The organism is Bellilinea sp., assembly GCF_034432615.1.
Taxonomy (GTDB): domain Bacteria; phylum Chloroflexota; class Anaerolineae; order Anaerolineales; family Anaerolineaceae; genus Bellilinea.
In genome coordinates this window covers 1-10,929 of sequence record NZ_DAOUBL010000316.1, presented here as the reverse complement: position 1 = coordinate 10,929, position 10,929 = coordinate 1, and the positions used below count along the sequence as shown (strand labels likewise).

Genomic DNA, 10,929 nt, shown 5'->3' with positions numbered 1-10,929 from the left:
GGGGGACGAAAATTCGAAAGTTGATGTGAAAATCATTTATCCCGAATTGACGTTAATTAATTCAACTTAACATTCCAGCGCAAAACGGGAGATCACCGGATGGTAAAGCGGCTCATTCTGGTAGCAGGGAATATTGGTTCGGGAAAGACTTCACTTACCGAACGTATTGGAGCAAGATTGGGATGGCGCACCGCCTACGAATCGGTATCCGATAATCCCTACCTGCCGGATTTTTACCGCGATATGCGTGCATGGTCTTTTCATCTACAAATTTACTTTTTGGGTCACCGCGCTCAACAACATCTGGATATGTGGAATGATCCCCGTTCGGCAATTATTGATCGCAGCATTTACGAAGATGCTGCCATCTTTGCCCGTGCACTCCATCATCTCGGCAACCTGAACGAACGCGATTACCAGACCTATCGAAAAGTTTTCGACCTTGTCATTCGAACCCTTCCGCCTCCTTCGCTGCTAATCTACCTAAAGGCTCCGGTTGAGGTGCTGATTGAGCGCATTCGCCAACGAGGGAGAGAGATTGAAAGCAGCATCACCCCACAGTACCTTCAATTGTTGGAGTCTTTTTACGATGATTGGATGCGTACCTTTGATCTTTGCCCCGTTCTGACGATACGCACCGACGACCTCGACTTTGTTCATCAAAGTCAACATTTAGACACTGTTGTTCAGCGCATTCAAGAAAAATTGACCGGGAAAGAAGAGATTGTGTTCTGAGCAAGACATTTTTCAAGTGCGAAAGACCTTACTCAATTATGGATGTCCACAAACCATTTCGCAATTATGAACCCTTACCTCCACAACTCAAACCGGCAGACCCATTTTCCATACTGGTAGCCGATGCTGTCATCGGCATCATTCTAGAAGAATTACCCGCTTTATGGATTGAACACATCGGCAGCACTGCAGTGCCGGGACTGGCGGGCAGTGGAATTATTGACCTGATGCTGGTGTGTCCGTCTGGACAGATCCAAAACGTTGTCAAAACCCTGGAAAGGCTTGGCTTTGAAGATACTCTTTCGAATGATCCCTTGTCCTCTACATTCTTGATAAAAGTTGCCTGCTTTACCCTCGAAGGGAAAACTTATCCAATCCACGTGTACATTTTGAGCGAAGGCTCACCCAAAATCAACGATCTTCGCAACTTCCGCGATCGTCTGCGTTTGGATGCCGCCTTTCGGGCTGCCTATCAAGATCTGAAACGATCCTTTTTATCCAAAGGGGGGCTGGGTATTGCCGAATACGCCCGATTGAAAAGTGAATTTATTCAGAAAGCATTGAGTTAAAAAAAGAATGGTGTGATCTTTACCGACCACACCATGGATTAGAAGCTTCTATCCGAAAATTATTACCAGCCGCGGCGGCCGCCGCCACCCCGGTTACCGGACTTTCCGCCCCGCCGATCACTTCCGTAATTGCTCCGCCGGTCGAATCCGCTGTCAAAATTGCGCGGACCACGTTCTTCACGAGGACGGGCAGCGTTCACGGTCAAATTGCGGTTCATGAACGCTTTACCGTTCAGGTTCTGAATCGCATTTTGGGCTTCGTTTTCGTTTGCCATCTCCACGAAACCAAAACCACGTGGCTGACCAGAAAACTTGTCCTTGATCAGGTTGACAGAAGTAACCGTCCCAAAGGCAGAAAACAACTCGCGAACCCCATCTTCGGTCGCATCAAACGACAAATTGCCTACATAGATATTCATTTTTTTCCTTTTCTTTTCTGTTTGACATCCCCAAGCGCCGTTTTGCTATTGTGGTGCTGTTAGAAAACCAATGCGACCGAAAACAAAACCAAAAACCCTCAGGATGTCAGATGATGAATTACGAACGGTTGTATTGTACCACGTTTTCGGTTATTCAATCACATTTCTTCACGAAAGATTAACCCATATTTCTTGCGCGCTGCCAGCCATGCTTTGCGCAGCAATTCATAAACCTCATGCGGATTTTTGATATTCCTCAGCACAATTTCCTCATGAGAGGGGTCGGCGCCTTTGATGCGGATATCGCCGATATCCAGAATCCTTTCTCCAACCGATTGCGCGAAGTCAATATCCTGAACGCGAATCAGCTCATAATTTTCATAATCTTTTCCCAAAAGCCCCCTCACCACTTTAATCCGTTCGCTGGTTATCACATAATATTCCACCAGCGAGAGTAACGGCCTGCCTTTCCACAAGACCTGCTCCTCATCACCGGTATCAGCAAAACGGGTGAGTTGATCATCCGCATCCGACCCAATCACCTCATCCATCACCACCAGCATTTGAGCCGTAATTGCATCCACCAGTTTATTCTGGTCATCACTCGAAAGGGATGTCATGTTCACGCCGCTTTGCGCAATTGCCTGCCAGGCAGCCGCTTTGACTTTGTTGCGTACCTGTTCCAGCTCCATCGTCAGTCTCCTTTTGAAAAACAAAATTGATTTTCCAAACAAATTATATCTGAAAGCAAATCCATCCTGTTATACTTATGATATGCCCAGCCAGCCAGACCCGATCCAAATTCCAGAAGATGAAATTGAGTTCGATTTCATCCGCGCTTCTGGCCCGGGTGGACAAAATGTCAATAAAGTAGCCACTGCGGTTCAATTACGCTTTAATATTCGGGCATCTTCCACCCTGCCAGATGAGGTAAAAGAAAGGTTAATTCAATTAGCCGGACAAAAAGTCACTGATGAAGGGGTCTTAATTCTGGAAGCAAAACGCTATCGAACTCAAGAACAAAATCGCACGGATGCTTTACGGCGATTGAATGAGTTAATCCAGCAAGCCTTGCTCATACCCAAAACACGGAAACCTACCCAGCCAACCATTACGGCGAGGGCTGCTCGCCGCACATCAAAGCAGCACCGCAGTCAGTTAAAACGCTGGCGGCGTTACATTCCAGAAGACTGGGAGTAATTCTCGACTATCTTCATTTTGAGAGGGAAAAATGGCCCAACACACCTATAAACTGATTGAAATTACTGGAACATCTCCAACCAGCATTGAAGACGCCATTCAAACCGCCGTAGCCCGCGCTGCCCAAACCATCCGCCATATGCAATGGCTGGAAGTTGTCGAAATTCGCGGCAGAATTGAGGAAGAACAGGTCAAACAGTGGCAGGTTACCTTCAAGGTGGGCTTTACGCTCGAAGAATAGGTCAGCAGCTCCAGGAAATTCCTTTTTCGCCTTCAACGCCATCGGGAATTCGAACAATGCCGCTCACGCTGAAACATGGATTCAAACCCGCCCCACCGGAACGGATCAAATCTGATGCTATTCTTCTGTTCGTTTCGTTCATTTGGGGCAGCGGATTTATCGCCCAAAGTATTGCCGCCCAAAGCATGGGGCATTTCACCTTTAACGGTGTGCGATTCTGGATTGGAACGCTTTTCCTTGCCGCTCTTTTAGGCAAGAAAGTTCGTCTGGAGCGTAAAAATTGGGGAGGTGTTCTCACAGCGGGAGTGCTGCTTTTCACTGCCAGCACTTTTCAGCAAATTGGCTTGAAAACCACAACCGCCGCCAATGCCGGATTTCTTACTGGACTCTATGTTGTCATCATCCCTTTACTGTTGTGGCTTTTTTGGCGCGAGGTCATCCATTGGACTACATGGGTGGCGGCTTTTCTGGCAGTCCTTGGTACGCTTTTCCTCAGTACCGGTGGCGCATTTGAACCGGCTCCCGGCGATTGGTATGAGCTGGCGGGTGCCTTTATATGGGCAGGGCATGTCATCGTGGTGGGCAGGATGGCGCGCCGCATGGATAATTTACAATTCGCAATGGGGCAGTTTGCCATCACGGCATTCCTGAATACCATCGGAGCCGTACTTTTTGACCGTTTCACCGCTCCCCAACCTCAGGCATGGTGGGCGGTGTTTTATTCGGCCGTGTTTCCGGTAGGTTTGGGTTTTACTTTACAAGTTGTTGGTCAACGCAACGCCCCCACTACCGATGCCGCTATCCTGTTCAGCATGGAAGCCGTCTTTGCCGCTCTATTGGGATACTTACTGCTTGGTGAACAGCTCTTCCCTCTGCAAATTTTTGGATGTGTGCTTATTTTCAGCGCAATGTTGCTGGCACAATTTCGAGAATTTTTACCTGCTACAATTCACCAAAAAGAGCCTTCGGATTAGAATTTTTCTTGCTCAGCCGCATTCACATCGCAAGTTCATTCTAGTGGTCATCGCTGAACTCGCCTTTGGTACAGGTATTTGTTGACCTGACTATGTTATGATGAGAACAGGTTAAGAGATTTCGCTCAAAAACCTGTTCCATGCAACTAATCCGCTCGGGTTGCGTATATGGTACTAGAACAAGAGCGCAGGAGCAGTCGGTGATCAATCACGAGATGGACATGCTCATCCGAGCACAAAACGGGGATGAGGAAGCCTTTACAAGCCTTGTTCTGCAATACCAGAACCCCGTTTACAATTTGTGCTACCGAATGCTGGGAAACGCGCAAGAAGCAGAGGACGCCGCGCAGGAAACTTTTTGGAGAGCTTTTCAGGCAATTCGCCGCTATGATCGCAATCGGTCTTTTGCAACCTGGTTACTCTCCATTGCCGCCCACTACTGCATTGACCAGCAACGGAAAAAGCGGATCACCACTATGGAAATTGAGGATTGGATGGAAGAAGTTATCCCCGACCACACTCCCGAACCCGAAAAACAAGTCCGGGAAAACGAAGAACGACAATCTATACAATCGCTTCTTTCTTCCCTCAATCCTCAAGATCGGGCTGCTGTCATCCTGCGCTACTGGTACGAGTGCTCTGAAGAGGAAATCAGTCAGGCTTTGCAACTTTCAGTGAGTGCTGTAAAGAGCCGGCTGCATCGTGCGCGCCTGCGATTGGCGCAGCAATATCAGAGCCAGCATTACGCCATGACCGAGAGGATTCATGATGAGTCACCTGCCTTTTGAAAACTGGATCTTCAACCGTGAAAACCTGACCTCTGATCAAATTGCAGAGTTAGAAGCCCATCTCAAATCCTGCCAGCACTGTAACCGGATTCAGTCCGGCTGGAGCGAGGTGGAACAACTGTTGCAAAAGCCCCCGCTCACTCCAGCCCCTCCCCAGTTTGTCAACCGCTTTCAGGCAAGCCTTGCCCAAAGAAAAGCACTTCAGCAAAAAAGGCAGATTCGAGCTGTTTTCATTGGCCTGGGTAGCGCCTTTGTTCTGCTGAGCATTGCTTTTATAGTTCGACTCCTCTGGATTATTCCACCTGCCCAACTGCTTTCAGACATGATCGGCTGGGTTGCGCTTGCTCCTCAACGCTGGTCTGAAATCCAGTACATTTTCTTTTACTGGGCCGGTCAAATCCCCCCGCTCGCGCTTATGGTGTTCGTTTTCCTGTTGGCAGGCTGGTCAACCTTATTGCTTGGCTTATGGTTCCTGACGCTTCAGCGCCTATCCCATCTAGGAGTACATGAACAATGAAAAAAATAGCGCTCTTCACATTTCTTATCCTCACAATTCTCATCACACTGGCAACCCCGGCAATTGGACTGGCACAAACCCCCCCCCCACCGGGAGAACAATTTAATGGGGATCAACTGATTTTTGGTGAAAACTATGTTTTGCGCTCTTCCCAAACCCTGAACGGCTCGCTGGTCATCATTGGGGGAAACGCAATCATTGAACAGGATGCCAAAGTCACCGAAGACATTGTCATTTTGGGCGGCAACCTTCAAGTGGATGGTGAAGTTGACGGGGATATCAGCGCCATCGGCAGCAATGTCAACCTGAACGAAACCTCGTTTGTACGGGGTGGCGTTCAAATCATTGGGGGAGCGGTCAGCCAGGCCGAAGGTTCAACGGTTTTGGGGGGCATCAATCGGCTTAACCCGCAAACGTTGATGTTCAATTTTGACCGGTTTGATTTCACACCACCCGGCAGCCCCTCACCTCTGCGCCTTTTCACCTCATGGATGAGGGATGCCCTGTCAAACATTTTGCGCATCCTGGCAATGGCTGTTCTGGCTCTGGTAGTGGCTCTGCTGATGCCTCGTCCGCTGCGGGTGATTGGCAACACAATTTCCGATCAAACATTGCTGAGCGGCGGTATCGGGTTGTTGACGCTGGTCGTTGCGCCTTTTGTCCTGATTGTGTTGATCATTACCATCCTGCTGATCCCGGTGGCACTGATTGGCATGCTGGTCCTCGCCCTTGCCCTGCTGATCGGCTGGGTTGCGGTCGGCTACCTGATTGGTGAGCGCATCGCCAGTATGTTGAAAACCCAATGGGTGGAAGCCGTTTCTGCCGGCATCGGCACGCTGGTGTTGGGGCTCATCGTCTGGTTATTGGGTTATTTATTCTGTCTGGGCGGTTTAATGTCCCTGCTGGTTGCCAGCGTTGGTCTGGGCAGTATCATTCTCACCCAATTTGGTACCAAAGCTTACCCGCAGCCGCCAACGGTAGTCTATGTCCCTGCCTCAACACCCCCTACCCCGCCGCCTGCTGCTCCAATATCACCAGAAGAATTCTCTCCATCTCCGAAAGAAGATTAATTGGGTAAAAGGCCTGTTATGAAAATTCAAAATAAACATCTTGCTCTTTTTCCTTTGATTGCGATTGTGTTCAGCTCGCTGGCCTGTTCCTTCACCGTCAATATGCCGGAAGCCAAAACCGGAGCAACCCAAACTTTCACCGTTAGCGAAGCACCGCCTGAAGATGCCCATACTGCCAAAGTTTCCATTGAAATGGGAGCCGGGGAATTGGACATTCAGGGCGGCGGCGAAAAGCTGGTCGAAGGTGAAATTCAATACAATATCTCGGAATGGAAACCGGAAGTCATCCGTGATGGACGAAGTCTGATCATCCGGCAGGGCCGCAGGGATAACCTGCGGATCCCGACCAGGGATGTTGTCAATCGCTGGCAGTTGAAATTGGGCAGCACCCCCTTAGAACTGGATATTGCTGCCGGAGCTTACCAGGGCACGCTCAACCTGAGCGGTGTTGCCCTGACCCGCCTGAACATTCAGGATGGAGCCAGTCAGGCAGAGGTGCGCTTTGACCAACCCAATCCGGTGCGCATGGAAAGCCTGCGCTATCGAACCGGGGCTTCGGAAGTTTCCCTCTACGGACTGGGAAATGCCAGCCCGGCCTTCTTGAACTTTGAAGGCGGAACAGGTTCTTATACGCTTGACTTTTCTGGCAGTCTGCAACAAGATCTGGATGCCAGCATCACTGCCGGGGTGAGCAGCCTGAAAATTATCATCCCCGCCGGAACACCAGCGCGGGTTGTCATCAGCGGCGGTTTGAGCAACGTTCAACCGCGTGGTACATGGCGCATCGCCAATAATGTGTATGAAACGGATGGAAACGGCCCAAAAATTGAAATTAACCTCAATATGGGCGTTGGAAATCTGGAATTGATTACCCAGTAATCCATTACCGGCAGCCGTCCACCCCAAAAATATAAAGATTTTCAGCGGTTCTCACCGCAATTAACTGCCCGTCAGCCGACCATTTGGACTCGGCGACGGGCAGCGTTTCCATTGGCAAAGCTGCTTTGGTACTGGCAGTCAGATCGCCAATCCAGGCAACATTCGTCCGATCCGTGAAAAATACCCGCCGGGCATCCGGTGACCAGTTGGCGTTACGCCAGTTGCGGTTGGGAACCACACCCGGCTGGTTGAGGACAATTCTTAAGCTGGTATCCTGTCCCGGGCGTGACTCTTCCAGCACGGTTTTTACTCCACTGAGCAGATTGTATTCCAAGTAACGCACACAATCCACCCCACAACTTTCGGAAATTTGCAGCACTTGATCGGAACGCCAGCCCACAATTCCTTTCAGGCTGGAAAATTCGTCGGTCACCGCAACATCATACAGATCCAGCGTTTTCCCATCCGCAAGAGAATAGACCCCCACAGAATACTGCGCTTCCGCCGGCCGGAGGATAACAAAAGCAATCTTTTCTCCCGAGAGGGACCAGGTCAAATCTCCGGCAACACGGATATCTTTCGTTCGCCGGCTTTCTCCGTTGAGCACATTCAGAATGACCAGATCCCCCTGATACCAGCCCCAACTATCGTTGACCGGCGTTATAAAAGCAAGATGAGCGGAATCCTTCGACCAGGCAAGCATATCACCCATTTGCCGGTCGGTTTGAATGACAACAGCCTGTTGAAGCAGACAGGCACGACTCGGGATAACCGCCAACCCGTCATTGGTTAAGTCGGCAGCCACAAATGCGGTAGGCGTGATTTCGGTGACCGCCTGATTACCGGCAAGCGGTGTGCAGGCTGCTGATAGCCACAAGAGCGAACCCCACCACAAACATTTGACCAGTAAATTACGCAGGTTCATCTGGGATTTACACATCCGAATCTGCAATCGCAGAAGAGAACGGTTGCCGATAAAGTTTCAATTCCTCAATTAAGCGAAAAACAGCGGGAGGAACATAATAGCGGTAAGCCCGCCCTGCTGCAATCCGCTGACGGATTTGGCGCGCCGAAATTTCTAACAAGGGAGCTTCGATAAAGCAAATTTTAGCAGATAAACCGGAAATTTTCTGCTCCAAATTCCTCAAATCCACTTGATCACCCGGCCGACGCATGACGCCTAACCCATCAATCAATTCAATCAGCCGCCGGGGCTGAAACCACGTTGGCAAGTCGTGCAGTGAGTCCCCGCCGATCAAATAGAAGAATTCAGCCGATGGGTACTGTTCTTTCAGAATTTTCACCGTATCCACCGCATAATGCGGGCCGGGACGATCCATATCCACACGGCAAAGTTCAAAGGATGGATTATCGCCGATCGCCGCCATCAGTAGCTTCATGCGGATGGCCAGCGGAGAAATGCTTTGATCCTGTTTATGAGGCGGGTCGGGAGTCAAAACCCATAACAGACGGTCAAGTCGCAGCTGATCCTGCGCTTCGGCAGCCAGAATCAGATGACCGACATGTGGAGGGTCAAACGTCCCGCCAAAAATGCCGATACGTTCCCTCGTCATTCCTGCCATTCCAATTCGTAATCATCGCCGATATAGACCGTATCCCCGTTTTGAATGCCCATTTCGCGCAGTTTTTCTTCAACCCCCAAACGTTCAATCAACCGTTGAAAACGGCGCACCGAACCTTCAAATTCCCAATAAGTCATCGCTGCTGCCCGTTCAATGGCTGCCCCTTTGACTTTGAAGCCGCCATCCGGGGTGCGGCTGATGGTGAATTCCCGTGGATCATCGCCCGGCCGGTAGACGGGAAGCTCTTCTCGCCTTTGAGGCTCAGGCGCTGTTTTGAGCAACTCCACGCACCGCCACAGCAGCGGTTCAAGCCCGATGTGTGCCAAAGCCGAGATGGCATAGGGTTGCTGCACGCCTTTCTTCTCCAATTCGGTGCGGAGGGTCTCCCAGCGTTGTTGCACTTCGGGTAGGTCAATTTTATTCAATGCCACAATCATCGGCTTTTGCACCAGTTGCGGGTCAAACAACGCCAGTTCCGCATTGATTTGACTGAAATCCGCCAGCGGATCGGCAGATTGACCATCCAGCAGGTGAATCAATACCCGTGTGCGCTGAATATGACGCAAGAACGCATCACCCAACCCAACGCCTTGATGAGCACCCTCAATCAACCCCGGAATATCAGCCAGAATCAGACTGGTGTTTTCGTCCAGATCCGCCACTCCCAGATTGGGTTCCAGGGTTGTGAAAGGATAGTCGGCAATTTTAGGTCTGGCGTTGGTCACCGCCGCAAGTAAACTGGATTTGCCCGCATTGGGCACCCCCACAATCCCCACATCGGCAATCAATTTCAATTCCAACCGCAGGTTTCTTTCCTCACCGGGTTCGCCCTTTTCGGCAATTCGTGGTGCCTGATTGCGGGGTGTTGCAAAACGGGCGTTTCCGCGTCCGCCGCGCCCCCCCTTACACACCACCAGCCGTTGTCCGGGTTCCACCAGGTCACCCAACAATTCTCCAGTGTCGGCATCGTAAACCACAGTACCGGGCGGAACAGGGATAATTAAATCCTCTGCCGATTTACCGGTCATGTTGTTGACTCCCCCTTTTGCGCCATCCTGTGCAATGAACTTACGTTGATACCGAAAGTTCACCAGCGTATTCAGGGTTGGGAGTACTTCCAAAATCACATCGCCGCCGCGCCCGCCATCTCCCCCATCCGGGCCACCGCGGTTTACATACTTTTCCCGATGAAAATGGACAAAACCATCTCCCCCTTTACCGGAACGAACGTATATTACAGCCTCGTCAATGAACATCGCTTTACCAGACTATCCGCCTTGGTCTTCCCCCACTCTGCTTTGGCAGAATGGGGGAAGGTCAGGCTCAGGTTATTCTCCTGAAATTCGATTCACTTGCCAAACTTGGCTTTCAAAACATCTTCTAGGGTCGGTTGCCCAATCTCCTGCAATTCATAGCGGACACGCTGCATGGGCTTGCGAATCTTAATCACACGATTCAGGTCAATTGGTGTCGCCGAAATGACCAGATCCACATCGGAGTTATTGATGGTTTGTTCCAAATCGCGCATTTGCTCTTCGCCGTAGCCCATTGCCGGCAAAATCGGGCCTGTGGTAGTGTACTTCTGGTAGGTCGCAGCAATTGAACCAACCGCAAACGGACGGGGATCTACAATTTCGGCTGCGCCAAACCGGCGGGCAGCCACCCAGCCCGCCCCGTAAGCCATCTCACCATGCGTCAGAGTTGGGCCGTCCTCGATGACCAGCACGCGTTTTCCGCGGATTTCCTCTGGACGATCCACAAACAGGGGGGATGCGCCTTCAATGATCGTTGCTTTTGGGTTAAGCGCCGAGAGGCTTTCCCGCACAGCTATGACCGCATCCGGGCTGGCCGTATCCACTTTATTGATGACAAACACATTTGCGCGGCGCACGTTGGTTTCCCCGGGGTGATAGCGCACTTCGTGCCCCGGTCGGTGGGGATCAGCAACCACAAT

The 10,929-nt window shown here is 50.7% G+C and carries 14 protein-coding genes and 1 pseudogene; 9 read left to right on the top strand and 6 right to left on the bottom strand.

The genetic code is table 11. The annotated features are described in order from the left end of the window. The first annotated feature begins 99 nt into the window (after positions 1 to 99). Positions 100 to 735, top strand: coding sequence for a deoxynucleoside kinase (locus tag VAE48_RS14345; protein WP_322794013.1), 636 nt, complete (start codon positions 100 to 102; stop codon positions 733 to 735). 38 nt (positions 736 to 773) lie between these two features. Continuing rightward, positions 774 to 1,304 (top strand): GrpB family protein, encoded by a 531-nt coding sequence (locus tag VAE48_RS14340; RefSeq protein WP_322794012.1) that lies wholly within the window; start codon positions 774 to 776, stop codon positions 1,302 to 1,304. 62 nt (positions 1,305 to 1,366) lie between these two features. Here the strand turns inward: VAE48_RS14340 and VAE48_RS14335 are convergent, their stop codons facing one another. Both VAE48_RS14335 and VAE48_RS14330 read right to left on the bottom strand, forming a co-directional pair. Further along, positions 1,367 to 1,723, bottom strand: coding sequence for an RNA-binding protein (locus VAE48_RS14335; RefSeq protein WP_322794011.1), 357 nt, complete (start codon positions 1,721 to 1,723; stop codon positions 1,367 to 1,369). A 158-nt stretch (positions 1,724 to 1,881) separates the two neighbouring features. Then, positions 1,882 to 2,415: a PH domain-containing protein gene (locus tag VAE48_RS14330; protein ID WP_322794010.1), complete on the bottom strand. Its 534-nt coding sequence runs from the start codon at positions 2,413 to 2,415 to the stop codon at positions 1,882 to 1,884. A gap of 13 nt (positions 2,416 to 2,428) precedes the next feature. On the opposite strand from VAE48_RS14330, the gene arfB reads away from it, so the two are divergent. From arfB to VAE48_RS14295, 7 genes are all read left to right on the top strand, one after another. Then, positions 2,429 to 2,923 (top strand): alternative ribosome rescue aminoacyl-tRNA hydrolase ArfB, encoded by a 495-nt coding sequence (gene arfB / locus VAE48_RS14325; protein WP_322794009.1) that lies wholly within the window; start codon positions 2,429 to 2,431, stop codon positions 2,921 to 2,923. Between the two features lie 31 nt (positions 2,924 to 2,954). Continuing rightward, complete coding sequence (locus VAE48_RS14320; RefSeq protein ID WP_322794008.1) at positions 2,955 to 3,164, top strand: dodecin; 210 nt, start codon at positions 2,955 to 2,957, stop codon at positions 3,162 to 3,164. 56 nt (positions 3,165 to 3,220) lie between these two features. After that, positions 3,221 to 4,138: a DMT family transporter gene (locus VAE48_RS14315; RefSeq protein WP_322794007.1), complete on the top strand. Its 918-nt coding sequence runs from the start codon at positions 3,221 to 3,223 to the stop codon at positions 4,136 to 4,138. Positions 4,139 to 4,338: 200 nt separating this feature from the next. Then, the gene (locus VAE48_RS14310) at positions 4,339 to 4,926 is read left to right on the top strand and encodes an RNA polymerase sigma factor (protein ID WP_322794006.1); all 588 of its coding nucleotides are present in this window, start codon (positions 4,339 to 4,341) and stop codon (positions 4,924 to 4,926) included. Next, entirely contained in the window at positions 4,904 to 5,443 is a 540-nt protein-coding gene (locus tag VAE48_RS14305; protein ID WP_322794005.1) for a hypothetical protein, read from the top strand. The genes VAE48_RS14310 and VAE48_RS14305 overlap by 23 nt, the downstream gene beginning before the upstream one ends. Beyond that, entirely contained in the window at positions 5,440 to 6,513 is a 1,074-nt protein-coding gene (locus VAE48_RS14300; RefSeq protein ID WP_322794004.1) for a hypothetical protein, read from the top strand. The genes VAE48_RS14305 and VAE48_RS14300 overlap by 4 nt, the downstream gene beginning before the upstream one ends. Before the next feature lie 18 nt (positions 6,514 to 6,531). Then, positions 6,532 to 7,392 (top strand): toast rack family protein, encoded by an 861-nt coding sequence (locus VAE48_RS14295; protein WP_322794003.1) that lies wholly within the window; start codon positions 6,532 to 6,534, stop codon positions 7,390 to 7,392. A 4-nt stretch (positions 7,393 to 7,396) separates the two neighbouring features. On the opposite strand, the gene VAE48_RS14290 is transcribed toward VAE48_RS14295, so the two are convergent. The 4 genes and pseudogenes from VAE48_RS14290 to VAE48_RS14275 form a co-directional block, all read right to left on the bottom strand. Then, the gene (locus VAE48_RS14290) at positions 7,397 to 8,317 is read right to left on the bottom strand and encodes a hypothetical protein (RefSeq protein ID WP_322794002.1); all 921 of its coding nucleotides are present in this window, start codon (positions 8,315 to 8,317) and stop codon (positions 7,397 to 7,399) included. A gap of 7 nt (positions 8,318 to 8,324) precedes the next feature. Then, the gene (gene nadD, locus VAE48_RS14285; protein WP_322794001.1) at positions 8,325 to 8,966 is read right to left on the bottom strand and encodes a nicotinate-nucleotide adenylyltransferase; all 642 of its coding nucleotides are present in this window, start codon (positions 8,964 to 8,966) and stop codon (positions 8,325 to 8,327) included. Next, positions 8,963 to 10,231 (bottom strand): GTPase ObgE, encoded by a 1,269-nt coding sequence (obgE, locus tag VAE48_RS14280; RefSeq protein ID WP_322794000.1) that lies wholly within the window; start codon positions 10,229 to 10,231, stop codon positions 8,963 to 8,965. Before obgE ends, nadD begins: the two co-directional genes overlap by 4 nt. 92 nt (positions 10,232 to 10,323) lie before the next feature. Next, a pseudogene (locus tag VAE48_RS14275) lies at positions 10,324 to 10,929 on the bottom strand (GTPase); the annotation flags it as partial.

Coding starts and splice junctions, on each gene's coding strand:
- VAE48_RS14290 (WP_322794002.1), bottom strand. CDS start 8,317: ATGAACCTGCGTAATTTACTGGTCAAATGTTTGTGGTGGGGTTCGCTC.
- VAE48_RS14320 (WP_322794008.1), top strand. CDS start 2,955: ATGGCCCAACACACCTATAAACTGATTGAAATTACTGGAACATCTCCA.
- VAE48_RS14330 (WP_322794010.1), bottom strand. CDS start 2,415: ATGGAGCTGGAACAGGTACGCAACAAAGTCAAAGCGGCTGCCTGGCAG.
- VAE48_RS14295 (WP_322794003.1), top strand. CDS start 6,532: ATGAAAATTCAAAATAAACATCTTGCTCTTTTTCCTTTGATTGCGATT.
- VAE48_RS14300 (WP_322794004.1), top strand. CDS start 5,440: ATGAAAAAAATAGCGCTCTTCACATTTCTTATCCTCACAATTCTCATC.
- VAE48_RS14315 (WP_322794007.1), top strand. CDS start 3,221: ATGCCGCTCACGCTGAAACATGGATTCAAACCCGCCCCACCGGAACGG.
- VAE48_RS14340 (WP_322794012.1), top strand. CDS start 774: ATGGATGTCCACAAACCATTTCGCAATTATGAACCCTTACCTCCACAA.
- VAE48_RS14345 (WP_322794013.1), top strand. CDS start 100: ATGGTAAAGCGGCTCATTCTGGTAGCAGGGAATATTGGTTCGGGAAAG.
- VAE48_RS14335 (WP_322794011.1), bottom strand. CDS start 1,723: ATGAATATCTATGTAGGCAATTTGTCGTTTGATGCGACCGAAGATGGG.
- obgE (WP_322794000.1), bottom strand. CDS start 10,231: ATGTTCATTGACGAGGCTGTAATATACGTTCGTTCCGGTAAAGGGGGA.
- nadD (WP_322794001.1), bottom strand. CDS start 8,966: ATGACGAGGGAACGTATCGGCATTTTTGGCGGGACGTTTGACCCTCCA.
- VAE48_RS14305 (WP_322794005.1), top strand. CDS start 4,904: ATGATGAGTCACCTGCCTTTTGAAAACTGGATCTTCAACCGTGAAAAC.